The following is a 24,606-nucleotide window of genomic DNA, read 5'->3' as shown; positions in this document are numbered from 1 at the left end:
ACATGGGAAAAGTATTCAAAACAGTTGAGGAAATTCAAGTTGATAATGTTCGTTTTGTGGATGCTCGCTATGATTTACAAAACAAAGAATCAGGGAAACAAGCATTTGAAGCAGGTCATGCACCTGGTGCCGTGTACCTAGATTTAGAGCAGGATTTATCGGATATGACAAGTGAAAATGGCCGTCATCCGATGCCATGTAAGGAAAAGCTAACGTCTGTGTTTCAAGATTTAGGCCTCCGCTATGAGGATCAAATTGCCGTTTATGATCAGGGGGCATCACCGTTCGCACCCCGCGCTTGGTGGATGCTAACGTATGCAGGCTTCCCGAATGTCGTAATTGTCAACGGAGGAGTGGCAGCGCTTGAAAACAAAGTAACTTTCACAAAGGATATTGTCAAATATGCCCCAACGACAATCGACTTTAATTGGCAAGATCATCTTTATGCACCACGTGAAGCAGTGAAGGCCATTGTAGATGGAGCGCAGTCAGCAACGCTATTAGATGCTCGTGCCGCTGCTCGCTACCGTGGTGAGGTTGAACCACTCGATAAAGTAGCTGGCCATATTCCAACTGCTAAAAACTTTGATTGGGAGCAATTAAAGGTAGAAAATACACTACAAGCCAATGATGCGCTGCGTGCAAAAGTTGCACATGATGAACATATTGTTGTGTATTGTGGTAGTGGTGTCACAGCATCACCGCTCTATGCAGTGCTTGCAGATGAAGGCTACGAAAATATTCAGCTCTATACAGGTAGCTTCAGTGACTGGATTACAGCTTATGATGTAGAAACAGGAACAAATGAATAATTGAAAATAACAAACGCTCACTTTAGTGGGCGTTTTTTTCTTTCTTCAAGATAGAAGGCTAGTCCGTGTAACAAATGGTAACATACGCCAAAAAATGACTCGCTATTCATTTTGTGCTACACTTTTTTTACAAAGGGTAAGGGGGAGAAAATATGTTTAAACTAGAGAAAAGCATTGATATTGAACAGAATGATGATGTGCGATATGCGCATGGGAAGGTAGCTGTTCAAGGTATTGGCATGAGTGTGTATAGCTTTTATGTGGATGGCTTACTAATTGATACGGGTTCGAACTCACTTACAGAGGAGTTTCAATCATTTTTTCGAGAGCTGCCGATTGAACAAGTTGCCTTGACTCATTCGCATGAGGATCATTCAGGTAATGCTGCATGGATTCAGCAACATATGGGTGTTCCAATTTATGTTCATCATGAGTCAGTTGCGGATTGTGCCCAAGATGGAAACTATCAGTTGTATCGTCAAGCGCTATGGGGACAGCGACCAGCGTTTATTGCACAGTCGTTTCGTGACACGCTTGAAACAAAATCGGCTACATGGGATATTATTGCTACGCCAGGACATACAACAGATCATTTGTCTTTTTATAATCGTGCAACAGGTGCCATGTTTACAGGTGATTTATATATTCAAACGAAAACAAAAGTTGTACTTGATGAGGAAAATGTTGTACATACTTTGGCATCGTTAAAAAAACTACTACATTATGATTTTGAAAAGGTCTATTGCTGCCATGCAGGTTATCTACCAGATGGTCGGGCAAAAATTATCGAAAAAATTGCCTATTTAGAAGAGCTGGAGGGAGAAGTTCGTAAGCTCTATGAACGTGGCTACTCAGTAGATGATATAACGAAAGCAATCTTTCGTAGAGATTACCCGATTACTAAAGTATCGGGAGAACAATGGTCGTCCAAACATATTATTACGGCTTTTACGAATCAATTTATGCAAGAGTCTTTACGCTAAAGTCTGTTGATTCCGTAGCGAGCGGACGCTTTCCAAGGGTATACAGTAAGCCACAATCCTTGCTAATGCACGGTTTGTTGTGTCTTACATTTTGTGCGTTCCAGCAGGAGTCGCCGCTCTCCACTCCAATCAACTGAATAAAACATAATGAGTTGAGCAACCTTTTGTCAACACGCTGAGAGTCCTTGTGCTAAGGTCTCTTTTTTTATGTTTTTTAGGGTGAAGTAGGGGAAACATTCACTTTTTGCTTGAGAGGAAACGTTTGTACGTAAAATATTTTCTAAAAAATAATAAAAATGTTTGTGAAAAAATGTGAAGAAAATGTGGCAAAGATAGTTGTAGCAATGGATGCGCTTACATAAGTTTGTGAAATTCTTCTCATTTACTGTAGAAAAATACTATGTGAAAAGTTGAACAGGCTTAGTGCCGATATAAGTGCATTCTAGCAAAGGTAAAAGAGGTTGTTTATTATTTTGGTATAATAGATTGTGAAATACATAACAAAACGAAATTTTGTAATTATCGATGAATAACGTTGATTTATCAAAGAAAATTTTGCTTTTTGAGTTATTTTCGTTGACTGTTATTTCACAAAGTATTATGATTCTGACATACAATAAAAACATAAAAAGGGGCGGATAGAATGGATATTATGAAAAAGGCGTTAGACATGCATGCACATTATAGTGGAAAATTAGAGGTGATTTCAAAGGTTCCTGTACAAGACTCTTATGACCTTAGTCTTGCATATTCACCAGGTGTAGCGGCACCATGTATCGAAATTGAAAAAAATCCATCTCTTGTCTATGACTATACAATGAAGGGCAATATGGTTGCGATTGTTTCGGATGGGACGGCAGTGTTAGGTTTAGGGGATATTGGACCGAAGGCAGCACTACCTGTTATGGAAGGAAAGGCGATTTTATTAAAGCGTTTTGCCAATGTTGATGCTTTTCCAATTTGTTTAGATACAAAAAGCACAGATGAAATCGTCAGCATTGTGAAGGCGCTTGCGCCAACATTTGGTGCTGTTAATTTAGAAGATATTTCGGCACCACGTTGCTTTGAAATTGAAGATCGTCTACGTCAAGAATGCGATATTCCAGTATTTCATGATGATCAACATGGCACAGCAATAGTTGTAGGAGCGGGCATGATTAATGCGAATCGAATCGTTAAAAAAGATGTTGCGACGATGAAAGTAGTCATTAATGGTGCGGGTGCAGCAGGCATCGCCATTTTACGTATTCTTGTGCAAATGGGGTATAAAAATATTTATATGTGCGATACAAAAGGGATTATTTATGAAGGTCGCGCGGAAGGTATGAACCCGATTAAAGAGGCAGTTGCACATTTAACTAATCCAGAAAAAATTCATGGTACGTTGGAAGACGCACTAGTAGGTGCAGATGTCTTTATCGGCGTGTCTGTTGCGAATTTATTAACAGAAGCACATATTACATCTATGAATGAAAATCCGGTTGTCTTTGCATTAGCAAACCCGAATCCAGAAATTACGTATGAAAATGCTAAAGCTTGGGGCGTTCGTATTATGGGTACTGGGCGATCAGACTATCCAAATCAAATTAATAATGTGCTAGCTTTCCCAGGAATTTTCCGTGGCGCACTAGATGTCCGTGCAACAGATATTAATGAGGATATGAAGTTAGCGGCAGTAGAAGCCATTGCTTCCCTTGTTAGTGATGCAGAATTAACGGAGGAATATATCGTGCCGAAATCATTAGATGAGCGTGTTGTTGAAATTGTTTCACGTGCTGTCAGTGGGGCAGCTGTTGCATCTGGTGTATCTGAGTTATTCCAGCAACAAACGGTACTTTCTGTTTAAATGTTAGAAAGTTGTTTTAGACGAAAGAATCTCCCGCTCTCAATAGAGAGGGGAGATTTTTTACATCATGCCGATACCAATCAGACCGATAAAGAGCACAAGAATAAGTACAAAGACAATGATTCCTCCAATGATAGAAGGGATAAAGATTGTAAAGAATGCTTTCCAATTCGAGATTTGATGTGCTTCCCCTACAACAGCCACTGTCGTGACAAAGGACCAAACACCAACTACAGCTGTCACGAGCATTGTCAGCCAAAAGATCCAAGGGGCAGAACCTAGAAAGTTAGTATCCATTAAAGACTCTGGAGATGTGAATAACCAAATCAAATAGAAAGGAACGACCACGATAAATGGAACAGCAGTTAAGCTCAATGCTTTAAACATGTCAGAATACGTTGCAGTACCTTTAAATAATTTACCAACCAACCAGAAAATGAGGGTAGAAAAGGCTGTACCAATAATTGCTGCGATTGGCGCTAAAATCACACAAAATAGCACGATAATCCAAGGTGATACGTCTAGTAAAAAATTACTATCTATAAGGCCTGAAAGCAAAGAACCAATATAACCGATAGACATGACAAGGATTGCATAACCGATAGATTTAGCATCAATCATGTAGCGTGCTGTTTGCTTTGGATGCATCCAAGTAGACAGAAACGGATTAACTTTAGGCCTTTCTTGTTGCGTTGTTTCATTATAGTTTTCCATTAAACTACCTCCTGAGATGATAAGATTGTTTCTACTTAATATACGAGTGAAGTGGTGAAAGGTTTCAAAAAATGGGACCAAATTTTTTCGACCAACGTATTCGAGCTTAAATGAAAGTAGTACGTATAGCTACAGGGAATTATCGGTAATTTATAACAGTGAGATGTTTTACAAAAAGAATAAACAAAAAAACCTTCTAAGCAAATGAATTACTTAGAAGGGGATTAGCTATTAGTCTGCTAACATAATTTTTTCAAGCTCTAATGGCTCGATGTATTGTTCGCCTTTGTATGCACGCATATTACCACCAGAAATTTCATCAATTAATAATATTTCATTTGTTTGTGCATCACGGCCGAATTCTAATTTAATATCATAAAGCGTTAAGCCTTTTTTTGCTAGCTCTGCACCGACGAATTTAGAAATTTCAATTGTTCGTTGTTTTAAAATTGCATATTCCTCATGTGTTAACAGGTTTAACATTGCTAAAGCATCTTCAGAAATTGGAGGATCTAGACGATCGTCATCTTTGATTGTTACCTCAACGAAAGAATCTAAAGGTTGTCCTTCTTGTACATAAGCGCCATAGCGACGTAGGAAAGAGCCAACAGCTTTGAAGCGGCAAATGACTTCTAAACCCTTGCCGAAAACTGTTGCGGGCTTTACAGTCATTGTAGCATCGTCGAAGTTTGCATCTACGTAGTGAGTAGGGATACCTTGTTCATTTAGTTTTGAGTAGAAATAAGAAGTTAAGCGAAGACCAGCTAGGCCAGCACCATCAATTGTTAAGCCTACAGTATTTGCACCAGGGTCAAATACGCCATTTTCTCCAGTTACATCATCTTTAAATTTTAATAAGTAATGACCATCTTCTAACTTGAACACATTTTTCGTTTTACCTGTATACAATAATTCCACAAAAAACCCTCCAATATTTCATAGTACTCCATAATTATAACACGAATGTTTATAATGTTTAATATAAAAATTGTTCGTTATAATCTTATTTATGATTATTTTTTTACCTGTTTTATACGAAAAAATAAGATGATAACGAATATTCGTTATCATCTTATGTGAAATTAAGAAAATTAAAAATTTTAATAAAGGATTCTAGTTACTAGATGGTAGAATAACCGAATAAATTGTATTAAAGGTTATTTAATAGATACCTTCAGAAAGCATTCCATCAGCAACTTTTATAAAGCCGGCGATGTTAGCCCCAACTACTAGGTTTCCTGGATAGCCATATTTGTCAGCAGCAGCTTTACTATCTGCATAAATATTTTTCATAATTTGGTGTAACTTCGCATCTACTTCTTCAAATGACCAGAATACACGGCTAGAATCTTGTGCCATTTCTAGTGCTGATACCGCCACGCCACCAGCATTAGCCGCTTTAGCAGGTCCAAATAATACACCAGCGTCTAAAAATTCGTTAATTGCTTCAAGGTCAGATGGCATATTGGCACCTTCACCGATTGCTTTTACACCATTTGAAATTAATGTACGAGCAGCGTCGCCATTGATTTCGTTTTGTGTTGCACATGGAAGCGCAATATCACATGGAATAGACCAAATTCCTGTACAACCTTCTGTAAATGTAGCATTTGGACGGTAGTCGACGTAAGTTGATATACGGTCACTTTTTACTTCTTTAATTTCTTTAATGACATCAAGATCTAATCCTTCTGCATCATAGATATAGCCTGAAGAATCAGAGCAAGCAACAACTTTTGCACCGTATGCCTGAGCTTTTTCAATTGCATAAGTTGATACATTCCCAGAACCAGAAACAACAACAGTTTTACCGTCAAATGAATCATTTACGTCTTTTAACATTTCTTCAACAAAGTATACTGTACCGTAACCAGTTGCTTCTTTACGAGCTAAAGAACCACCGTAACCAGGCGTTTTACCTGTTAATACTCCAGATTCGTTTGCTTTTGTAATGCGCTTGTATTGACCCCATAAATAACCTACTTCACGAGCACCTACACCGATATCACCAGCAGGAACATCGACATCTGGACCAATATGACGGTATAATTCAGTCATGAATGCTTGGCAGAAACGCATGATTTCTGAATCGGATTTACCTTTTGGATTAAAGTTAGATCCACCTTTACCACCACCGATTGGTTGACCAGTTAATGCGTTTTTAAAGATTTGCTCAAAGCCCAAAAACTTAATAATAGATTCGTTTACTGAAGGGTGGAAGCGAAGTCCGCCTTTATAAGGCCCCATGACGTTGCTGTACTGTACACGATAACCACGGTTTACTTGCACTTGGTTGTTATCATCTTGCCATGCTACACGGAATGAAATGATGCGATCTGGCTCAACAATACGAGAAAGAATATTTGCCTTAATATATTCAGGGTGTTGTGCAAATACAGGGACTAATGAAATGAAAATTTCTTCAGCTGCTTGTAAAAACTCCGCTTGATGACTGTTTTGGTTTTTCAGTTGCTCGAATACGCCGTCAACGTATTCTTTTGCTAATTGATCGTTCTTTACAGTTGTTGTTGTCATATTGAAAACCTCCAATTAATTGATAGGTGTATCGTATATCTATTTTTCACACTATTCAATAAAATACTTTTTCCAGGTCGAATAAGTTTGTGAAAAAATGAGCAATCGAGGTCTGGAAAATATTATATGAAAATAATATATAGGTGCTTGATTCATCTAATTATGAGAAAGGAATGATGCTTTATTGTGAAGGTATTAATTGACGCTGATGCCTGTCCAGTCGTGGATTTAGCGCTATCTATATCATCTGAGTTTGAGATTGAAACTATCTTGTTTTGCGATACATCGCACCGTATTGAACGTGATAATGTAATAACAATTATTGTACCGAAGGGGCCAGATTCGGTTGATTTCACGCTAGTGAATGCGCTTTCAAAACACGATATTGTGATTACGCAGGATTACGGTTTAGCAGCCATGGTTTTGGCACGAGGAGGGTATCCAATCGATCAAAATGGTAGGGAAATGTCTAGTGAAAATATCGAACGTTTGCTCGATATGCGCCATGTTGGTCAGAAGATTAGACGTGCAGGCGGACGAACCAAGGGACCTAAAAAAAGAACGAAAGAAAACAATATGTTGTTCGAATTGAAATTTCGACAAATTTGTGAACGAGCAATTTTAGCACAAAAAATGGAGGGATCTGCAGATGGAAAATAAACTAAAAAACGAATTATTTCACCTATATCCGGAACTAGAAAAGATTAAAAATAGGGATACTGTTTTTTGGGAAAACACAAAATGGATAAAAAATGCGAGTACCCCTCTCTTTTCAATAGAGGAGGTTGAGGATGCGGAAGAAACGCTAAAACGCTTTTCTTCCTATTTAATTATCGCATTTCCTGAGCTAGTAGAAAGCAAAGGACTGATTGAGTCCTCTATTCAACAGATAGATGAAATGAAGCTAGCACTTGAAAAAGAGTTCCAAATATCGATTCCCGGTCAAATATTTTTGAAATGTGATCATGCGCTGCCTATTTCGGGTTCAATCAAGGCGCGAGGTGGTATCTATGAAGTATTAAAACATGCCGAGCGATTGGCAATTGCGAATGGTAAGTTGAAAATAGATGATGACTATGCAGTGTTTGCTACAAAAGAACTACGAACGTTCTTCCAGCAATACACAATTGCAGTAGGCTCAACAGGAAATCTAGGTCTTAGTATCGGCATAATGGGCAAAAAACTCGGGTTCAATGTCGTTGTACATATGTCGAGTGACGCAAAGGAATGGAAAAAGGCATTATTAAGAGAAAAAGGGGCAACGGTCATTGAATATGAGGCGGATTATAGTGTAGCTGTAGAGCAGGGAAGACAGGAAGCTTCACAAAATCCAATGTGCCATTTTATTGATGATGAGAATTCAAAAGATTTATTTGCGGGCTATGCAGTAGCGGCGAAGCGCTTAAAAGTCCAATTCAAAAAGGCAAATATTCTAGTGGATGATGCCCGTCCATTGTTCGTGTATTTACCATGTGGTGTTGGTGGTGGACCTGGTGGGGTTGCATATGGTTTACGAGAATTGTTTGGGCAGCATGTTCATATTTTCTTTGCTGAACCAACCGCTTCACCTTGTATGACAATTGGGCTCATGACTGGCTTACATGATGAAATCAGTGTAGAAGATATCAGCTTGGATAATAAAACAGAAGCAGATGGTCTAGCTGTGGGACGTGCTTCAAAATTCGTTGGCAAAGTGATGGAAACATATATTAGCGGCTGTTATACAGTGAAAGATGAAGAATTGTTTACTTCACTCGGTTTAGCCATGGACAGCGAACGGTTATTTTTAGAACCATCTGCACATGCGGGAATGTTCGGACCGATTCAGTTAATGAAGAATGGGCGAGATTTTTTAGAGAAGCATCATTTATTAGATAAAATGGAGCAAGCTACACATCTTGTCTGGGCAACAGGGGGCAGTATGGTGCCACAGGAGATGCGTGAGGAATATTTTAAAAAACTTGTTAGATAGTTTCATACAGTAAAAATAGACTGCTGATCGATTTTATCGTCAGGCAGTCTATTTTTGTTAAAACATGTGTTATTTATGCTGTGCCGCTAAAAACACTTTATGCGCTGCGTTAACACCAGCACCTGGCTCAAAGTCGTAAGAAAAGTCTTGTAGTGCCGCCTCCATTAAAGAAACCGCTTGTAAAACATCACTAGGGAAGCAGTAGCCCATATGGCCAAATCTGAAAATTTCTCCTTGCAAATCACCTAATCCACCCGCAAAATCTAGATGATATCTTTGTTTAAGATGTGTCAGAAACTCACCTAATGCAATACCTTTAGGAGCCATAATTGCTGTAATTGTAGGCGACGCGTATTCGTCGGCTGTCAATAGCTCAATATTAAGTGCTTTCATCGCACTGCGTACCATGTTTTTCATCAGTTCATGACGGGCAACAGTTTGAGAAAATCCACCTTCTTGTTCAATAAGTTTACACACCTCATGTAGACCATAAATTAGTGTAATGGCAGGGGTATTTGGTGTCATCCCTTTTTCTGCCCAATCGCGATAGCTTAATAAATTCAAGTAATAAGATGGCGCATGATTTTCTTCAATGACCTTCCATGCCCTGTCGCTTACACTAACGAGAGAAAGTCCAGGTGGAAGCATCATAGCCTTTTGTGAGCCTGTTACGAGAATATCAATGCCCCATGCATCCATTTCAGCAGGAGCACCACCAATACAGCTTACGCCATCAACAATTACTAACGCATCACTTTCTTCACGAACAACCTGTGCTAATTCTGCAATTGGATTTAAAATACCTGTTGAAGTTTCATTATACGTAACAAAAACGGCTTTAATATTTTGCAAAGGTTGTAAAAAGTTACGTAACTCTTCTGCTGTGCATGCTTGTCCCCATTGTTTCGCAAGCTTATGTACGTTAAAGCCATATTTTTCACAAATTGAAACGAAGTAATCCCCAAAAGCGCCTACCGTAATGACTACAACATCCTCACCTGCACAAACTGTATTGACAGCTGCAGCTTCTAATGCTGCTGTACCACCAGATGGAAGCAATAAGATGTCTTGCTTAGTGCCGAAAATAGGTTTAACGAGCTCAGTTGTTTCACGATATAGCTCCACAAATTCATTGCTTCGATGGCTGAAGATATCTCGGTTCATCGCAAGCTGAACTTTTTTTGGAATAGGTGTCGGTCCTGGATGTCTTAAAATATTTTCAAACATAATTAAAAATCCCCTTTGCTTTGAAAGTTAGAAAGTCTAAATTTTCTAACTATAATATAGCATATCTAACGTAATTTCTAACTTCTTTTTTGAAGAATATTGGAAAGATGAGGAAAAAGCGCTTCGTAAAATAAATTGAATAAGGTAAGAATAGAAGAGCTTACTTAAGCAAAAAAATCCTCTTTCAGTCTTTTAAACGAAAGAGGATGTATAGGACTATAAACGCTGAAATTTATACTATGAATGGGCGTTTCATTCGCATTAAGCCGTAAATGGCAAAGAATAAGCCACCAGTAATAATTGATAAAATCATATAGAGAACAGCTTTGCCAGTATCTCCAGTCCAACGATATAAGAGACGATAAGAGTAATAAATCCAATAGCAAAACATAACGAGTGACGCGATTACACCAACAGCAGGAATAAACGAAACGATAAATAAACCTGCATAAATTAAGGTCGCTTTTTTCGCTGCAGCACGAATTGTCACATCATCTTCACCGTTAGCAGTTAGTAAGAATAGGCTGTAAATGTTTATAATAGGAATCCAAGCGATATAAGCTATATCGCTAAAGCCATTTGTTTTCGACGTCATAAAATAAATTAGAGCATTAACAATATACCCAATAATTAATATTACAAAAAATATTAAAAAGAACACAACCATGAAGCCACCGAAAACTGCATCATAATCACTATAATACGGATCATAATAATTCATCAAAAAACCTCCCTTTCAATAGATTTAATAATTCACTTAGGATGGAAAAACCATAACAATTCCCAAGAAATTTTTAGCAATATTCCGAGATGAATAGACTAAATATTTCAGAGAACATTAAATCACTTTATGAATTCATCCAGTTTTTCATGCTATGTAAATAAAAAAATACGTTTAATTTAGAAAATATTGGTATAATCATAGTGGAATGATTTGTGCTTTGACTTACCAATCTAGTTGTTGGACGGGAAGAAATAAATACTAAAACTAGAACCTAAAAACGAGTTATAAGGAGGAAAGAATTTGTGTTATTAATTTTCTTGCTAATAGTCATAATAATGGCAATATCAATTATTTATTTTAAGCAAAAAAACTATCGAGCAAGTACTTACTATGAGCTAACGAATGATAACATGTTTAAGGTAATATTCGATAAAGGAAGGTATGGAGAGTATTTAACATCACGTATAATTGAAAAGTATGCTTTAAAAAGTCATAAGCAATTATTGAATGTGTATATTCAAAAAAAGAATTCAAATGACTGGACGGAAGTGGATTTAGTTTATATAGATCGGACTGGTTTATATGTAATAGAGTCTAAAAACTATAGTGGATGGATTTTTGGCAATGAAAATCAAAGCCAATGGACACAAACAATGCCTAATAATAAAAAATTTAAATTTTATAACCCAATTCGTCAAAATGCCACCCACATAAGAGCCATTCAAAATTTTCTAGGACTACCAGAGGAAGCTTTACATTCTGTCATTGTTTTCAGTGAGCGTTGTCAGTTGAAAAAGGTGGAAGTAACGTCTGAAAATGTACATGTGTTAAAGCGAGAAAATGTAAGACGTTTTATAGAAATCCGCAAACAATCAGGTACTTCAATTTTCTCGCAAAGTGATATAGAAGCCATCTATAAGAAACTACTGCCTCAAATGCAAGTATCAGAGGTGGTAAAAGCGCAACATCTTCAAACCATTCAACAAAAATATAAAAATTAGGACTGATTTTTGAATATAATAAGACATAAGCTGTTCTACGGAAAAATTACATACAAAAATTTTTGATGAATCTAATTCCCCCAAGATTTATCTACTAGACAAAAGGAGGTCCGTTCGCATGTGTAGTCCAATTTAAAAATCCCCCATTTGAATGAATTTCATTTCGTGAAAAATGGGGGAGGAAAGTTTACATGAATAGTCCAATTTAAAATCACCCACTTCGATAAATTTAATTTCTTGAAAATGGGGGATTGTTTATGAAATTGGGTAGAAACTTTTCATTATTACTGATCGGTCAATCACTGGCAAATATCGGTGATGTTTTATATATAGTGAGCATTATTCATTTAATTTATGTTGTAACGGAATCGGCTATTGCAGCATCATTTGTGCCATTTACAATTGCTTCGTCAATGTTTGTATCAAGTATATTGACTCCGCTTTTGTTTGAAAAGGTGAATTTAAAATGGTTAATGGCAGGCTCACAAATAGGAAAGACATGTTTATTATTTTTATTAGGGCTGCTGTTATATGTAACAACAGCAACTAACTTTTACTTGTTGTTTATTGTAATAAGTATGATTGCATTTCTTGATGGCTGTGCGAATCCAATAAGACAGACATTGGTTCCACATTATGTGAAAGACGAACAATTATTGAAGGCAAATGGCATTGATGAAGCAGTAACTCAATTTATTCAAACAGTTATGTGGTTCGTAGGTAGCCTATTTTTACTTTTTCTAAGTTCCCAGCAAGTAGTTTGGGTAGTGGGCTGTTTGTTTACAGTGGCCAGTATTGTCTTATGTTTGTTAGAAAATGTTGACCATCAATCACTTGCACAACTAGGGAAAATAGAACAAGTTATAAAAGGCTGGAAATTACTTTGGTATACTCCACCGTTAAGAAGGATTGTTTGGATAGATTTTCTCGAATCGATTGCTGGTACAGTTTGGATTGCAGCGATTATATTGGTATTTGTCACTGATGCTTTACAAGTTGACGAGCAATGGTGGGGTTTTTTGAATGGCACATTTTTTGTAGGTTTAATAACAGGAAGCGTTTATTGTGTCAAATATACCTCTTTTATTGAACGGCAATTAGCGAAAGTAATGTTTATAGGTTCTTTCTTTATGTTTATTGCAACCATTTTCTTTAGTATTAATAGTGTTCCAATTATCGCATTATTACTAACGTTTTGCGTTGGGTTTTTTGGCCAAATAAAGAGCATCCCACAACATACGGTTATTCAAACGAGTGTTCCAAAAGGAGAACTGTCCTCTGTTTATACTTCTTTAAGTGCGATTTCAACGGGGGCATTTGGCATTTCTTCTCTAATGATGGGAGTAATTGCAGATGTTATAGGGGTAAGACTAGTCTTTATGATTTCGGGACTTTTACTTGCTGTCGTAAGTGTCATTATAGTGAAAAATAGGCATTTGTTTAGACGTAAAGTTATTAAATGAACATAATCGAAAGAGGCTCACATTCCTACTATTGGATGTAAGCCTCTTTTTTTGGATGCTTTATTTAAATTTAAAGGTTTCATAGTTGATGTCGATATCGCTACAGTTGGATTTGAAATGCTTGATAAAGTGCTTCACCATTTTTACAGGGCCACATAGAAAGATGCTCGTACGCGCGGGTACTGAATAATGTTTGAAAGTAAGTCTGTCCATGGTGGTCGTATCGATAAAATTCACTTTAAAATGCTCATTGTTTTCTGCGTAGTTTTGTAAAAAATCTTTATAGATAGCATCGTTTTCTCCGCGGAACGTGTAATATAATTCAATTTCGCGATCAGTAGGTTGCGATTGTAAATACGATAAAAAAGGCGTAATGCCTACACCACCAGCTATCCAAATTTGTTGTTGATGACCTTTGGCAAAGTTTAGTTGTCCGTAGGGACCTTCTATGGATACTTGTGTTTGCAATTGAATTTGTGTATTTACCTTTTTAGTAAAGTCGCCAAGTGCCTTAATCGTTACAAAAATTTTATGTCCATCTCCGCCTGAAATGGAGAAGGGGTGCGGTGCTTTTTCTAAACCAGCTTGGAATATTTTTAGAAAGATATATTGACCATTACGATAGGGAAATTTTCGATCTAATGTTAATTCTAATTCAACTACGCTAGCACCCATCTTTCGGATACCTGTAACGTTACCTGTATGTTTAAATTGCATATCTTGATACATTGTAAGCATATATAAAGCAGACATTGTCCCAATAGTGGCTGTTATCACTGTAAAAATACCGAGGGGTGTCATTTGAAATAAATCATATTTGCTTGAAAAGTAGGCATGGTAAAGGCCAAGAGCGTAAGGTAAAAGCAATAAACGGTGAATAAAGCGCCAATGCTCATATTTCAGAAATTTTGCTAATAGTGCTATGATGATTAGCCCAATAAACCCATATTGTGCAAGCTCACCAAGTTTCTTTGCTAATTCACTGAGCGGAATTTCTAACCCTTTATCCTCATGTGGTACTAAATCTTGCAATTGACTGTGTAAAATCACTAGCCCTAATGATAGAATCGCCAAATACTTGTGATATTTATAGACATGTTCTAAGCCATGAAACCACCGTTCGAGAATTTTACTTCTTGTAGCAAGTAAAAATACAAGGAAGAATCCTGTAAGTGCCATGCCCCCAACAATATGGCTGAGCGTATTTAACTCATGTAAAGTTTCAATCGGCGTGGCAAAGTACCATAGTAACGCGCTCCCAAGCATTGTGATGAAAATAAATAGCAGTCCTTTATATGTTTTCATAGCTACCTCCCGTAGTCATTTTTCTCGTTAGACCTACTAGATATACAATAGTTAATGGAATTATTTCAAAAATTTTAGGTTCGCTTTGAAAAATTTCTAAATTAGTCAACGTAAAGTAAAAAAATAAAACATATGTTTGGAATGTATGTTCTTTTTGGAGGAGAATATGTTACATTAGGAAAGTAAAATTTCAGTACATAGAGAGGGAGTAATTATGCAAGGGAATACACACATCATTGGAGGCATCACGGCTAGCCTTGCCTTTGCTCATATTTCAAATGATAATCCATTCGTATTAGTTGGAGCTGGTATTATTGGTGCATTAATTCCGGATATTTGTCATGGCGGAAGCAAAATTGGGCGGACATTTCCCATCATTTCAAAAATTGTTAACAAGCTATTTGGACATCGCTCCTTTACACATAGTTTACTGTTTTTGTTTCTTGTAGCAATGCTGTTACACGCAATAATCCCATATGAATCGATTATTGCCGGGCTTTTAGTAGGCATGATGAGTCATATCGTCCTCGATATGGGGACGAAACAAGGGGTGAAGCTATTTTTCCCGATAAACATGGCAGTGCGCTTTCCTTTAACAACGAAAACTGGCGGAAAAGTAGAAAAGGTTGTCTTTACATTATTATCGGTACTTTCTCTATATTTCGGCTATGAGCTAATTAGTCGATTCGTCAGCGTCATATGAACAACAAAGCCCTTGAATGAGACAGTTCTCAACACAAGGGCTTTTGAATTTTTATGAATTGTAGTGAATTGTGTGAATTGTGTGGGTGCCAGGCACCTATTTTTGAATCTCTTCTACAGTTTGCTCTACTTCAGCGCGCGTCATTTTTTCACGACCTTCTTGCATCGCTTTTAATGTTTTATGGGCTAAAGCAAGTGGGAGACGACAGAACAATAAAATCGTGCGCTTATTGATTGCTTTCATATAAAGATCTGCTTTCGCTAGGTTTTCTTCGGCATAGGCAAACAAGTCTTCTCGTGTCCAACCGTCCGGCACAAAGCTTACACCACGCTCGTCTAAATCCTCATGCTGATTACGTAAGATATTGACGGCTTGTAGTCCACGACCGTAGCCAATAGCTAAATCGCGATCTGTTTGAACGTCTGCACCCCATGCCCATAACTCTGACAGCATTGTCCCAACGAGTCCTGCAACATAGTATGTATAGTCATCCAAATCTTCACGTGTATGCACTTGCCAATTTGCTTTTGCCCATTTTGCCATGCCATATGCCATTTCACTTGTGGATGCTTGGACAATTTCTCGAGAGCCGTCTGGGCAAAATGTTAGCCAATCCGCTAAACGAAGGGAAACTTCGGGTAATTGCTCAGCGTATGGCGCTAGTAAGGTATTATAGGCTACTGCATCGAACTCTTCCTTTAATAATTCACTTGTTGCGGAAAGTAAATCGAATTTCACATCATTCGAAAGTTCTTCATGGTCTTCGATTTCGTCAATGGCACGCATCGCTAAATATGCAGCAGCGACTGACATTTTTAAATCATTTTTTAAAAAAGTAATAGGTATATAAAATGTACGACTCGTTTCTTTTAAAACTTGCATCGCTTCTTTATAAAGTGTTTTTTGATCTTTCACGTGTTTTTCCTCCGTTCAAATAGTCAAGCCTCAATGTATATCGTATCGCAAAATTGAGGAAAGTGAAAACAGATTGTTCAAATTTCGGTCATATTCTTTGAAAACGCTTCAAAACTATGATAAAGTTTATTAGTAAACTATTTAAACATATACAGTTTAATAAAAAACTGCATTAGTTTTAAAGTGCTAGGCGAATGTTTGTACTTAAGTTACATAACAACGCTCAATACGCTTAGGCGAAATAGAAGAGAGAGGAAGTTTTTTTAATGGGACGTTTAGACAACAAAATCGCAATTATTACAGGTGGCGCATCAGGAATGGGCGCTTCAATGGCAGAACTATTCACTAAAGAGGGAGCAATCGTAATTGCTGCTGATATTAACGAAGAAAATTTAGCTAAAATTTCTGAATTAGAAAACGTAGAAGGCATGAAATTAGACGTTTCTTCTGATGAAAACTGGGCTGAATTTACAAAAGCAGTTGTTGATAAATACGGACGTATCGATATTTTAATCAACAATGCTGGTATTTCTTCACAAAAATCTCCTCAAGATATTACAGACCAAGATTGGGCTATCATGCACAAAATTAACTCATTCGGTCCTTTCTTAGGAATTAAACACGTTTCTAAATACATGAAAGAAGCTGGAAAAGGCTCAATCGTTAATACATCATCATACACTGCTATTATCGGTTCAGGTTTAAACTCTTATACAGCATCAAAAGGTTCTTTACGTGCAATCGCACGTGCTGCTGCAGCTGAATTAGGTAAATCTAACATTCGTGTAAACACAGTTTTCCCTGGAGTAATTGAAACACCAATGACTGCTAACATCGGTCAATTCAAAGAAGCAATGGATATGTTAGTACGTGCTACTCCAATGGGCCGTCTTGGACAACCAGAAGAAGTTGCAAACGCTATTTTATTCTTAGCATCTGATGAAGCTTCTTACATCACAGGTGGCGAGCTTGTAATTGATGGCGGATACTCTGCACAATAATTGTAAGCTTTTATAGAATGTTATAATATCAAAAAAGAGTCGACTGTTTTAACAGCGGCTCTTTTTTTACATAAAATGTTAATATTTGTTGGATTTATCTATTAATTATGCTATTTTTCATGTTTTTTTTCATGAAAGTTTGCCAAGTTATTGCACAATCATTTCAACAGCGGTAAAGTTTAGGGAGGGCGAATATTCAATTGCGCCTCGGCTTAATTATCGCTGACGTTTCGCTTTCACGCAGAACCAGTGTGTCAGGATTTTGAATTGTGCATAAACAATAATAAACTCCTTTCGAAATCGTTGACAATCGCCGGAGGCATGAACTTTAATCAGTTAGCGTTTAGACCCTCACTGAATAAAAGAGTAAACTAGTATTCATCTAACCATCTATTTAGGTAGAAAAAATTTTTCTGCTGAATAAAGTTAAAGGAGAATGGTATGCCAAAGGCTATAGGTATTGATGCAGGTGGCACATTGACGAAGGTTGCCTACTTAGACGAGCATAACGAACTTGTTTTAACAACTTTTCCGTCAAATGATTTGCAGTCTGTAATGGAGTGGATTAAAAATAATCCAGATATTGAGGATATTGGTGTTACGGGGGGACGTACAGAACAATTACTTGATGTCATAAAAACAATGAAATCGATTCATTATATAGTAGAATTTGAAGCTACATTGAAGGGTGTTCGTTTTTTACTAAATAAAGAAGGTTATTACTTTGAGCGTAGTATGATTACCAATATTGGAACTGGAACTTCCATTCATTATATGGAAGATAATACACATATTCGTGTTGGTGGTACAGGCGTAGGCGGTGGAACATTAATTGGATTGTCAGCGCTTACAACAGGAATTACAGATTACAATGAAATCCGTGAGTTGGCTACAAGAGGTAATCGTGAAGGTGTAGATTTACTTGTAAAAGATATTTATCAAGGAATGGATACGCCAATTGACGGGCATTTGACTGCAAGTAATTTTGGTAAGGTCGGTATTACTGAAGAAGTGAAACATCCTCCAGAGGATATTATTGCGACTGTACAAGGACTTGTCGGTGAGGTTATTACTACACTAAGTATTCAATATGCCGAGGAAAAAAATGCGCAGCATATCGTTTATATCGGCTCAACTCTTAGTCATAATGACCACCTTACACATGTTATTGCCAATTATACACGGACGAAAAAGCATACACCTATATTTATCAATGACCATGGTTTTTCAGGTGCAGTTGGTGCTTTACTTAATATAACTGAATATACAATTGTCTAAATGACAAATAAAAATGTACATTACTAATGATTATTGGTGATGTACATTTTTTCTATGTAAAACGGAGTGGGAGCAGCCTTTTTTAAAAATTCCCACTGTTTTTGATTGTAAACCTTGCCATTGTATCTTCTCCCATTGAAGTTTTCCCCAAAGCATAATTCCTTCACTCCTGAGCAAATTACAAGTAGGAGGTGAATATGCTATGGGCAATAGAAATAACAAAAACAGCAAAAAAACAATGAATGCAAGGACACACAATCCTTTTGGAACTTACAAAAGTAAAGACCTTGATGACAGTAATAGTAATAACAATAATCCAAATGATAATCTAAATGAAGAATTTAGTGCGGAATTTGATGCCAAAGCGAAGAATAAAAACAATAAAACCAATCATGATAAAAATCAACAATCTAATAAAAAGAGCTAAATTGGAGGGAGTTAGCAATGGCAAAGAAAAGTAAAACAAGCTTCAAAAAGAAAAAGAAGGAAGATACACATAAAAGAAATGATCGGGAAGAATATTCAGCTGAATTTAATAAAGTAATTCATAATAACCCTCAACAACCAAGTACAAAAAGACACTAAACTATTGGATGCTCCAAAGATATCATCTGGAGCATTTATTTTTTGTAGTTACAGCAAAGCTATACCGAAAAATACATAAAAAGAACAGTGCCATTTTCTTCAATTAAGCTGAGAAACATAATGATTTTTTGTATGTTGCACATTCTATAAAAAGAAAGGAGCTCAAAACATGCGAAAATTACTTGTAGCACTTGGAATTTTTATGTTACCTCAAGCTGTGCCACTACAGATTCTGGATGCACATGCGGAGGTAACCCCTGCCTATGCTAAATGGGGGAAACTCGCTATTGAAAAGACACAATCATCATACCCCAATTCAAAAATTATTGACTACTTACATGAGGGTAGTGAAGTGAATGAAGAGGCAACCATTGAAAAATTTAAGCTTTGGTTAAAAGAGGGAGATAAAGAATTCGGTGTTTATGTAAGAATTAAGTATACAACTGAAACACAAAAAGTGTTGGATATTGAGCTTCAGGAAACAGCTAAATAGAGGATGCCCAATTCGGCATCCTCTTCATCTTTATGCTTCTACTTTTTGAATAAATTCACGCATTAATCCAGGTAAATCAGGCCAAGCGTGACCACTAATAAGGTTGCCATCTGTGTGCAAATTTGCGTCGATATACGTACCACCCGCGACTTGGACTTCTGGTTTGCAGGCAATATAGGCAGTAAGTTCACGTCCTTTAAGTACGTCTGGAATTGTTGCAAAAATTTGTGCCGCGTGGCATACAGCAGCAATAGGTTTATTCGCCTCAAAGAAATGGCTCACAATCGCTGGGACATGCTCATTTAATCGAATGTACTCAGGCGCGCGACCACCAGGGATGATTAAGCCATCAAATTGTGTTGGATCGATATCGGCAAAGGCAGCTGTTGCTTCTAAGCCATAAGCTGGACGCTCTATATAAGTGTCTACACCCTCAACAAAATCATGACTAACGGTTTGTAGTTTTTTTACTGACGGTGCAGCAATGGACACTTCGTATCCAGCCTCTAAACAGCGGTAATATGGATAATAAATCTCCAATGCCTCTACAGCATCACCTGCGATGATTAGTATGTGTTTCCCCATGTTCCCATCTCCCTTTTTTATAAGTCTAGTAGCTGTATTCGACATTTATTGTAAATTACCTGCTAACACTAATAAAAGCATTGAATCGCCGATAACCTCTTGAAAACGCTCATAAACGCATGGGAAACGCCACTAAACCCGAAAGAATCGTTGATAAAATCCAATAAATCGCCGATTGTGGCAAAAACAACATACTTTACAACATAAAAAATGAGGCGTATAGTATTTATTTAGCTAGGTAAATAAATAAGGAGAGTGATCATATGAATCCCGTTTTCCATGCTTTATTTCAAAAAAGTCGCTATTTAACAAATTGTTTAAATGAAGTATTGAAACAGCATCAGCTGTATAGCTCGCAATGGACAATTTTATATTGCTTACATACCCATGGTTCAATGACATTGACACAAATTTGGAAGTATTTGAATGTCGAAGCGCCAAGTATAACGAGAGCTATTTCCAGGCTAGAAACTTTAGGCTGGGTGGAACGAATAGATGGAGAAGATAAGCGCGAAAAAATTGTGACATTATCAGCTATGGCGGAGGAACGACTACCAAAGATTACTGAAACGATATTAGCGTTTGAGGAGGAAATGGTAGGTTCACTTACTGTTGAAGAACAGTCACAATTTATAAATCTATTGCAAAAAATGAAAGGTTGATTGATGTGCAGCAAGAGGGCAACACACAAATATGGACGAAGCGGTTCATTAGTTTATTTATAACAAATATATCGGTATTTTTTGTTTTTTATGGTTTGGTAACGACTTTGCCACTGTATGCGATTGGCGAGCTACACCAAACAGATAAGGAAGCGGGATTACTATTATCAGGTTTCTTATTATCAGCTATCATTGTACGTCCGTTTTCAGGTAAATTATTGGATGTGTTCGGCAAGAAAAAGCTTTTAGTCATTGCGATTATAGGATATTTCTTATGTACGATATTATATTTATTTATTCATCCATTTGGTCTTTTACTAGCTTTACGATTTGTACAAGGGATTTTCTTTAGTATTATTACGACAGCAGCAGGTTCTTTAGCGGCAGATATTGTACCGGTCAGTCGAAAAGGCACAGGGCTTGGCTATTTTACAATGTCCACGAATTTAGCAGTTGTTATTGGTCCATTTATCGGTTTACTCCTTATTCAATATAGCAGTTTCAATGTATTATTTATTATCATGAGTATTTGTGTTTTAGCAGGTGGTATTCTAGCAGTAACGATTAATACAGATGATTTACCGAAACCCGAACATCAAGGGAAACTAACTTTTAAATTCAATGATTTATTTGAACGAAAAGCGTTACCAGTAGCGGCAATTGCCAGTTTGGTTGCGTTTGCCTACGCTAGTGTATTATCATTTTTGTCAGTGTACGCACAGCAAAAGGATCTAATGGCAGTGGCAAGTTTCTTTTATGCAGTGTTTGCAGCGGCCATGCTAATTACACGACCTTATACTGGTAAGCTTTATGATATGAAAGGGCCGCAATTTGTAATTATCCCTGGTATTATTTCATTTGCAATTGGATTAATCCTCCTTGCGAATGTTTCAGGACCAGCGTTATTCTTATTTTCGGCAATTTTTGTTGGATTTGGCTACGGAGCGGTAACAACAAGCTTACAAGCACTAGCTGTCCAATCAACAGCACATACTCGTAGTGGCTACGCAACAGCAACATATTTTACAATGTTTGACCTTGGTATTGCCCTTGGATCATATATTTTAGGGATGATTGCAGTGCAAGTAGGGTATGCGTCCGTCTATTTAACAGGTGCAGGTGTACTGGGCATAGTCTTTATCATTTATTTACTGCGTTTAGCAAAATTAAAATCGAAAAAGGTAGCACATATTTAGTAGGAATAACCATTGATAATCAACGGTAAAACCTTTGAAATCTCCGATAAACCAATAAAAATCGCCCATTACAATTGTAAAGGGCGATTTTATTTTGGCTTTACCATTGATTCTATAAAAAAACAGTTAGGACATGCCTAACTGTTTTCATATAAATTATAAACGACCATAACCTACAAAATATTTCTTCCAGTAGGTGCTGTTAATGTTAGCGATGCTAACGCCACCGTCACTTGCATTAATCATTTGGTTATTTCCGATATAAATACCTGCATGAGAAATACCTGCTTTATAAGTGTTAGCGAAAAATACTAAATCACCTACTTGTGGCGAACTTATCTTTTTCGCTGCATAATAAAAGCCTGCTGCTGATTTACGGCTCGTTGAAATGCCGGCATTATTATATACATAAGTGATATAGCCTGAGCAATCAAAGCCTGTGCTCGGTTTACTGCCTCCAAATGTATATTTTACGCCTAATTGCTGTTTCGCAATTTGGATAAGGTTTGCCGGTGTTTTAGCAGGGGTGCTAGGAGCCTTATTAGCTGTGCTATTTAGAGTTAATTTTTGTCCAACTCGAATATTTGATGAAGTGAGGTTATTCCAATTCATCAATGTTTGATAAGAAATGCCGTTTTGAGTGGCAATCTTCCAAAGGGAATCCCCAGATTTAACTGTATATGTTGCAGCTGATGCTGTGTCGATTGTTGAAAAAAGTACAGAAGAGCCTAACGCTAATACTGCTAATTTCATCCCCCACTTATTTCGTTTATTCTTTTTCATATTATGTATCCTCCTAAAAACATTAAAACGTATTACTTGGTACAATAATGATATTAACACGCTTATATTACAGTTCTATGTCAACAAAATAACATTAAGGATACATTTAATATAATATTAAAGTGATTTTCAATGAGAGTAAGACTTAAGCATCAAAAAACTAGCCTTGCGCATCGCAGGGCTAGTTCTTTTTTTATTTTGTATTTAATTGGAGCGCAGGACCGAAGAATTCGTAATGAATTTGACTGTCAACGATATTGCATTCATGTAAAGCATTAATAGCTGCTTCCATAAATGGTGTTGGTCCGCAAATGTATACTTGTGTATCTTTCGTTAAAAGAGGGCGGAGGACGTTAGCGTTAATGTACTCATTTTTTTCAGAGTATAACACTTTATGATGTGCATTACTGTCTTTTTTGAATACACTGAACAGCTTGCTTAAACCAGTTGGGCCGTTTAATGCGTTCATTTTATTTTGAATGTCTTCATGGAAAGCAAGGACATGTTCATTACGTGCACATTGTATGAATGTAACGTTCTCTTTATTTTGAATTGTTTGTAACATTGCATTTAAAGGTGTTACGCCAATCCCACCACTAATGAATAGTACTGGTGCATTTGTTGGTTCATATGTGAAGACACCTGCTGGCGCACTAACGTCAATTGTTGTGCCCAGAGCAGCATCGTGTAAAAAGTTTGATACTTTTCCTTTAGGATTGTGCTGGCTTTCACGTTTCACAGAAATACGGAATTCTTGTTCATTACTTGGTTGAGATAAAGTATATTGACGATTTAATAAATATTCTTCCCCTGGAGAAGTTACTCGAATAGAAATATATTGTCCTGGTTTATAAGCTGGTACTTTTGAACCGTCTGTTGGCTGTAAGTAGAATGATGTAACGTCATCGCTTTCTTTTACAGTGCGAGCAATTTTGAACTGTTTAAATGCACGCCATCCATTATTTTGCTCTGCAGCTTTATATAAATCTTCTTCTACTGAAATAAAGATATCTGCAATTACACCATAAGCTTTACCCCATGCTTCGATAATTTCGTCAGTTGCTGCATCACCTAACACTTCTTTAATTGCTGCTAGCAGGTATTGACCTACAATCGGATAATGCTCAGGTAAAACCCCAAGACTTACGTGTTTATGTGCAATTTGTACGACTACAGGAACGATTGGTTCTAAGTTGTCGATATGCTGAGCTGCTGCATAAACTGTATTTGCTAAAGCGCCTTGTTGGCGACCTTGAGTTTGGTTTGTGTGATTAAAAATATTTAATAATGTTGGATTATCCTTAAATAAGTTGCTATAGAATTTTTTTGTAATGGCTACGCCGTGCACCTCTAATACAGGTACTGTTGATTTAATAACGTTAATTGTGTGTTGATCTAACATGTTGAACACGTCCTTTCGAGATTTACTATATTCCTAAAGTATCTTTAAAGCAATATATAAAATACATCTTTAACAAAATAGACACAAACATGTATCTATAATACTTCTTTTATATGAAATTTCTTAGAAGCTATTGTTATATTATTTTGAAAAGCGGTTAAATATATTGGGGTGTATTGTACTTTTTGTATTATTTTAGTGAAAAAGGCAAAAGTAATAGACGTAAAATGAAAGAGAGAAATGGAAACAGTTGCATGACATTATAATATTTTAAAAAAGTAATTTTAGATAGTAACACATTTTTTATGAGCGAGGACGTTTAATTAAATTAGGCATACTGAAGGCCGCTACTTTAAAAGTGATGGTTTTTTTGTTTGATGGTTGAATAAAAATTGAAACAAGAAGTACTATAACTTTTTTC

At 36.8% G+C, this 24,606-nt stretch carries 25 protein-coding genes; 15 read left to right on the top strand and 10 right to left on the bottom strand.

Annotated features, from left to right (window positions below):
• Positions 1–2 precede the first annotated feature (2 nt).
• The 3 genes from ACIQXJ_RS10190 to ACIQXJ_RS10180 all read left to right on the top strand — a co-directional run bounded on the left by ACIQXJ_RS10190 (position 3) and on the right by ACIQXJ_RS10180 (position 3,641).
• A complete protein-coding gene (locus ACIQXJ_RS10190) occupies positions 3–812 on the top strand; it encodes a sulfurtransferase (RefSeq protein ID WP_403052938.1) in 810 nt (269 codons plus the stop codon).
• Positions 813–964: 152 nt separating this feature from the next.
• The gene (locus ACIQXJ_RS10185; RefSeq protein WP_403052935.1) at positions 965–1,795 is read left to right on the top strand and encodes an MBL fold metallo-hydrolase; all 831 of its coding nucleotides are present in this window, start codon (positions 965–967) and stop codon (positions 1,793–1,795) included.
• A gap of 643 nt (positions 1,796–2,438) precedes the next feature.
• The gene (locus ACIQXJ_RS10180) at positions 2,439–3,641 is read left to right on the top strand and encodes an NAD(P)-dependent malic enzyme (protein ID WP_340824993.1); all 1,203 of its coding nucleotides are present in this window, start codon (positions 2,439–2,441) and stop codon (positions 3,639–3,641) included.
• Between the two features lie 60 nt (positions 3,642–3,701).
• On the opposite strand, the gene ACIQXJ_RS10175 is transcribed toward ACIQXJ_RS10180, so the two are convergent.
• The 3 genes from ACIQXJ_RS10175 to gdhA all read right to left on the bottom strand — a co-directional run bounded on the left by ACIQXJ_RS10175 (position 3,702) and on the right by gdhA (position 6,890).
• Positions 3,702–4,355 carry a YIP1 family protein gene (locus ACIQXJ_RS10175; protein ID WP_403052932.1) on the bottom strand — a complete coding sequence of 218 codons (654 nt, stop codon included), beginning with the start codon at positions 4,353–4,355 and terminating at the stop codon, positions 3,702–3,704.
• 231 nt (positions 4,356–4,586) lie between these two features.
• Positions 4,587–5,273, bottom strand: a complete 687-nt coding sequence (locus ACIQXJ_RS10170) for a phosphoribosylaminoimidazolesuccinocarboxamide synthase (RefSeq protein WP_403052929.1) — start codon at positions 5,271–5,273, stop codon at positions 4,587–4,589.
• Positions 5,274–5,516: 243 nt separating this feature from the next.
• Positions 5,517–6,890, bottom strand: a complete 1,374-nt coding sequence (gdhA, locus tag ACIQXJ_RS10165) for an NADP-specific glutamate dehydrogenase (protein ID WP_403052926.1) — start codon at positions 6,888–6,890, stop codon at positions 5,517–5,519.
• A gap of 186 nt (positions 6,891–7,076) precedes the next feature.
• Between gdhA and ACIQXJ_RS10160 the strand changes: the two genes are divergently transcribed.
• A complete protein-coding gene (locus ACIQXJ_RS10160) occupies positions 7,077–7,550 on the top strand; it encodes a YaiI/YqxD family protein (protein WP_401008020.1) in 474 nt (157 codons plus the stop codon).
• On the top strand, positions 7,540–8,862 hold the full coding sequence (locus ACIQXJ_RS10155) for a D-serine ammonia-lyase (RefSeq protein ID WP_403052923.1): 1,323 nt from the start codon (positions 7,540–7,542) through the stop codon (positions 8,860–8,862). The genes ACIQXJ_RS10160 and ACIQXJ_RS10155 overlap by 11 nt, the downstream gene beginning before the upstream one ends.
• Positions 8,863–8,931: 69 nt before the next feature.
• On the opposite strand, the gene ACIQXJ_RS10150 is transcribed toward ACIQXJ_RS10155, so the two are convergent.
• Positions 8,932–10,089, bottom strand: coding sequence for a pyridoxal-phosphate-dependent aminotransferase family protein (locus ACIQXJ_RS10150; protein WP_403052920.1), 1,158 nt, complete (start codon positions 10,087–10,089; stop codon positions 8,932–8,934).
• Between the two features lie 232 nt (positions 10,090–10,321).
• Positions 10,322–10,810 carry a hypothetical protein gene (locus ACIQXJ_RS10145; protein WP_403052917.1) on the bottom strand — a complete coding sequence of 163 codons (489 nt, stop codon included), beginning with the start codon at positions 10,808–10,810 and terminating at the stop codon, positions 10,322–10,324.
• A 305-nt stretch (positions 10,811–11,115) separates the two neighbouring features.
• Between ACIQXJ_RS10145 and ACIQXJ_RS10140 the strand changes: the two genes are divergently transcribed.
• Complete coding sequence (locus ACIQXJ_RS10140; RefSeq protein ID WP_403052914.1) at positions 11,116–11,814, top strand: nuclease-related domain-containing protein; 699 nt, start codon at positions 11,116–11,118, stop codon at positions 11,812–11,814.
• 257 nt (positions 11,815–12,071) lie between these two features.
• Positions 12,072–13,277, top strand: a complete 1,206-nt coding sequence (locus ACIQXJ_RS10135; RefSeq protein ID WP_403052911.1) for an MFS transporter — start codon at positions 12,072–12,074, stop codon at positions 13,275–13,277.
• Positions 13,278–13,337: 60 nt separating this feature from the next.
• Here the strand turns inward: ACIQXJ_RS10135 and ACIQXJ_RS10130 are convergent, their stop codons facing one another.
• Positions 13,338–14,582: a ferredoxin reductase family protein gene (locus ACIQXJ_RS10130; protein WP_403052908.1), complete on the bottom strand. Its 1,245-nt coding sequence runs from the start codon at positions 14,580–14,582 to the stop codon at positions 13,338–13,340.
• A 214-nt stretch (positions 14,583–14,796) separates the two neighbouring features.
• Between ACIQXJ_RS10130 and ACIQXJ_RS10125 the strand changes: the two genes are divergently transcribed.
• The gene (locus ACIQXJ_RS10125) at positions 14,797–15,285 is read left to right on the top strand and encodes a metal-dependent hydrolase (protein WP_403052905.1); all 489 of its coding nucleotides are present in this window, start codon (positions 14,797–14,799) and stop codon (positions 15,283–15,285) included.
• 96 nt (positions 15,286–15,381) lie between these two features.
• Here ACIQXJ_RS10125 and ACIQXJ_RS10120 read toward each other — a convergent pair whose 3' ends face one another.
• Positions 15,382–16,200: a squalene/phytoene synthase family protein gene (locus tag ACIQXJ_RS10120; RefSeq protein WP_401008001.1), complete on the bottom strand. Its 819-nt coding sequence runs from the start codon at positions 16,198–16,200 to the stop codon at positions 15,382–15,384.
• Between the two features lie 266 nt (positions 16,201–16,466).
• Between ACIQXJ_RS10120 and ACIQXJ_RS10115 the strand changes: the two genes are divergently transcribed.
• The 5 genes from ACIQXJ_RS10115 to ACIQXJ_RS10095 all read left to right on the top strand — a co-directional run bounded on the left by ACIQXJ_RS10115 (position 16,467) and on the right by ACIQXJ_RS10095 (position 19,557).
• On the top strand, positions 16,467–17,201 hold the full coding sequence (locus ACIQXJ_RS10115) for an SDR family NAD(P)-dependent oxidoreductase (RefSeq protein ID WP_403052901.1): 735 nt from the start codon (positions 16,467–16,469) through the stop codon (positions 17,199–17,201).
• 441 nt (positions 17,202–17,642) lie between these two features.
• Positions 17,643–18,479, top strand: coding sequence for a type II pantothenate kinase (coaW, locus tag ACIQXJ_RS10110; RefSeq protein ID WP_401007994.1), 837 nt, complete (start codon positions 17,643–17,645; stop codon positions 18,477–18,479).
• Between the two features lie 202 nt (positions 18,480–18,681).
• Positions 18,682–18,906 (top strand): hypothetical protein, encoded by a 225-nt coding sequence (locus ACIQXJ_RS10105; RefSeq protein ID WP_172771013.1) that lies wholly within the window; start codon positions 18,682–18,684, stop codon positions 18,904–18,906.
• Positions 18,907–18,923: 17 nt separating this feature from the next.
• Positions 18,924–19,064: a hypothetical protein gene (locus ACIQXJ_RS10100; protein WP_401007991.1), complete on the top strand. Its 141-nt coding sequence runs from the start codon at positions 18,924–18,926 to the stop codon at positions 19,062–19,064.
• A gap of 169 nt (positions 19,065–19,233) precedes the next feature.
• Entirely contained in the window at positions 19,234–19,557 is a 324-nt protein-coding gene (locus tag ACIQXJ_RS10095; RefSeq protein ID WP_403052897.1) for a DUF3889 domain-containing protein, read from the top strand.
• Between the two features lie 30 nt (positions 19,558–19,587).
• Here the strand turns inward: ACIQXJ_RS10095 and ACIQXJ_RS10090 are convergent, their stop codons facing one another.
• Positions 19,588–20,142 (bottom strand): DJ-1/PfpI family protein, encoded by a 555-nt coding sequence (locus ACIQXJ_RS10090; protein WP_403052895.1) that lies wholly within the window; start codon positions 20,140–20,142, stop codon positions 19,588–19,590.
• A 263-nt stretch (positions 20,143–20,405) separates the two neighbouring features.
• On the opposite strand from ACIQXJ_RS10090, the gene ACIQXJ_RS10085 reads away from it, so the two are divergent.
• Together ACIQXJ_RS10085 and ACIQXJ_RS10080 are read left to right on the top strand one after the other, a co-directional pair.
• The gene (locus tag ACIQXJ_RS10085) at positions 20,406–20,804 is read left to right on the top strand and encodes a MarR family winged helix-turn-helix transcriptional regulator (protein ID WP_403052892.1); all 399 of its coding nucleotides are present in this window, start codon (positions 20,406–20,408) and stop codon (positions 20,802–20,804) included.
• The gene (locus ACIQXJ_RS10080) at positions 20,804–22,000 is read left to right on the top strand and encodes an MFS transporter (protein ID WP_403054880.1); all 1,197 of its coding nucleotides are present in this window, start codon (positions 20,804–20,806) and stop codon (positions 21,998–22,000) included. Before ACIQXJ_RS10085 ends, ACIQXJ_RS10080 begins: the two co-directional genes overlap by 1 nt.
• A gap of 156 nt (positions 22,001–22,156) precedes the next feature.
• Here ACIQXJ_RS10080 and ACIQXJ_RS10075 read toward each other — a convergent pair whose 3' ends face one another.
• Both ACIQXJ_RS10075 and hmpA read right to left on the bottom strand, forming a co-directional pair.
• Positions 22,157–22,783 (bottom strand): C40 family peptidase, encoded by a 627-nt coding sequence (locus ACIQXJ_RS10075; RefSeq protein WP_403052889.1) that lies wholly within the window; start codon positions 22,781–22,783, stop codon positions 22,157–22,159.
• Positions 22,784–22,976: 193 nt separating this feature from the next.
• Positions 22,977–24,185 carry an NO-inducible flavohemoprotein gene (gene hmpA, locus ACIQXJ_RS10070; RefSeq protein ID WP_403052886.1) on the bottom strand — a complete coding sequence of 403 codons (1,209 nt, stop codon included), beginning with the start codon at positions 24,183–24,185 and terminating at the stop codon, positions 22,977–22,979.
• Positions 24,186–24,606: the final 421 nt, after the last annotated feature.

Source organism: Lysinibacillus sp. NPDC097868 (assembly GCF_044761135.1).
Lineage (GTDB): Bacteria > Bacillota > Bacilli > Bacillales_A > Planococcaceae > Lysinibacillus.
The sequence above is the reverse complement of the archived record's forward strand: the minus strand, read 5'-3'. Positions and strand labels throughout refer to the sequence as shown.

What these genes read in the sequence shown, in the direction of transcription:
- ACIQXJ_RS10190 (WP_403052938.1), top strand. Translation starts at nt 3, where the DNA reads ATGGGAAAAGTATTCAAAACAGTTGAGGAAATTCAAGTTGATAATGTT.
- ACIQXJ_RS10185 (WP_403052935.1), top strand. Translation starts at nt 965, where the DNA reads ATGTTTAAACTAGAGAAAAGCATTGATATTGAACAGAATGATGATGTG.
- ACIQXJ_RS10180 (WP_340824993.1), top strand. Translation starts at nt 2,439, where the DNA reads ATGGATATTATGAAAAAGGCGTTAGACATGCATGCACATTATAGTGGA.
- ACIQXJ_RS10175 (WP_403052932.1), bottom strand. Translation starts at nt 4,355, where the DNA reads ATGGAAAACTATAATGAAACAACGCAACAAGAAAGGCCTAAAGTTAAT.
- gdhA (WP_403052926.1), bottom strand. Translation starts at nt 6,890, where the DNA reads ATGACAACAACAACTGTAAAGAACGATCAATTAGCAAAAGAATACGTT.
- ACIQXJ_RS10155 (WP_403052923.1), top strand. Translation starts at nt 7,540, where the DNA reads ATGGAAAATAAACTAAAAAACGAATTATTTCACCTATATCCGGAACTA.
- ACIQXJ_RS10150 (WP_403052920.1), bottom strand. Translation starts at nt 10,089, where the DNA reads ATGTTTGAAAATATTTTAAGACATCCAGGACCGACACCTATTCCAAAA.
- ACIQXJ_RS10145 (WP_403052917.1), bottom strand. Translation starts at nt 10,810, where the DNA reads ATGAATTATTATGATCCGTATTATAGTGATTATGATGCAGTTTTCGGT.
- ACIQXJ_RS10135 (WP_403052911.1), top strand. Translation starts at nt 12,072, where the DNA reads ATGAAATTGGGTAGAAACTTTTCATTATTACTGATCGGTCAATCACTG.
- ACIQXJ_RS10130 (WP_403052908.1), bottom strand. Translation starts at nt 14,582, where the DNA reads ATGAAAACATATAAAGGACTGCTATTTATTTTCATCACAATGCTTGGG.
- ACIQXJ_RS10125 (WP_403052905.1), top strand. Translation starts at nt 14,797, where the DNA reads ATGCAAGGGAATACACACATCATTGGAGGCATCACGGCTAGCCTTGCC.
- ACIQXJ_RS10115 (WP_403052901.1), top strand. Translation starts at nt 16,467, where the DNA reads ATGGGACGTTTAGACAACAAAATCGCAATTATTACAGGTGGCGCATCA.
- coaW (WP_401007994.1), top strand. Translation starts at nt 17,643, where the DNA reads ATGCCAAAGGCTATAGGTATTGATGCAGGTGGCACATTGACGAAGGTT.
- ACIQXJ_RS10105 (WP_172771013.1), top strand. Translation starts at nt 18,682, where the DNA reads ATGGGCAATAGAAATAACAAAAACAGCAAAAAAACAATGAATGCAAGG.
- ACIQXJ_RS10100 (WP_401007991.1), top strand. Translation starts at nt 18,924, where the DNA reads ATGGCAAAGAAAAGTAAAACAAGCTTCAAAAAGAAAAAGAAGGAAGAT.
- ACIQXJ_RS10095 (WP_403052897.1), top strand. Translation starts at nt 19,234, where the DNA reads ATGCGAAAATTACTTGTAGCACTTGGAATTTTTATGTTACCTCAAGCT.
- ACIQXJ_RS10090 (WP_403052895.1), bottom strand. Translation starts at nt 20,142, where the DNA reads ATGGGGAAACACATACTAATCATCGCAGGTGATGCTGTAGAGGCATTG.
- ACIQXJ_RS10085 (WP_403052892.1), top strand. Translation starts at nt 20,406, where the DNA reads ATGAATCCCGTTTTCCATGCTTTATTTCAAAAAAGTCGCTATTTAACA.
- ACIQXJ_RS10075 (WP_403052889.1), bottom strand. Translation starts at nt 22,783, where the DNA reads ATGAAAAAGAATAAACGAAATAAGTGGGGGATGAAATTAGCAGTATTA.
- hmpA (WP_403052886.1), bottom strand. Translation starts at nt 24,185, where the DNA reads ATGTTAGATCAACACACAATTAACGTTATTAAATCAACAGTACCTGTA.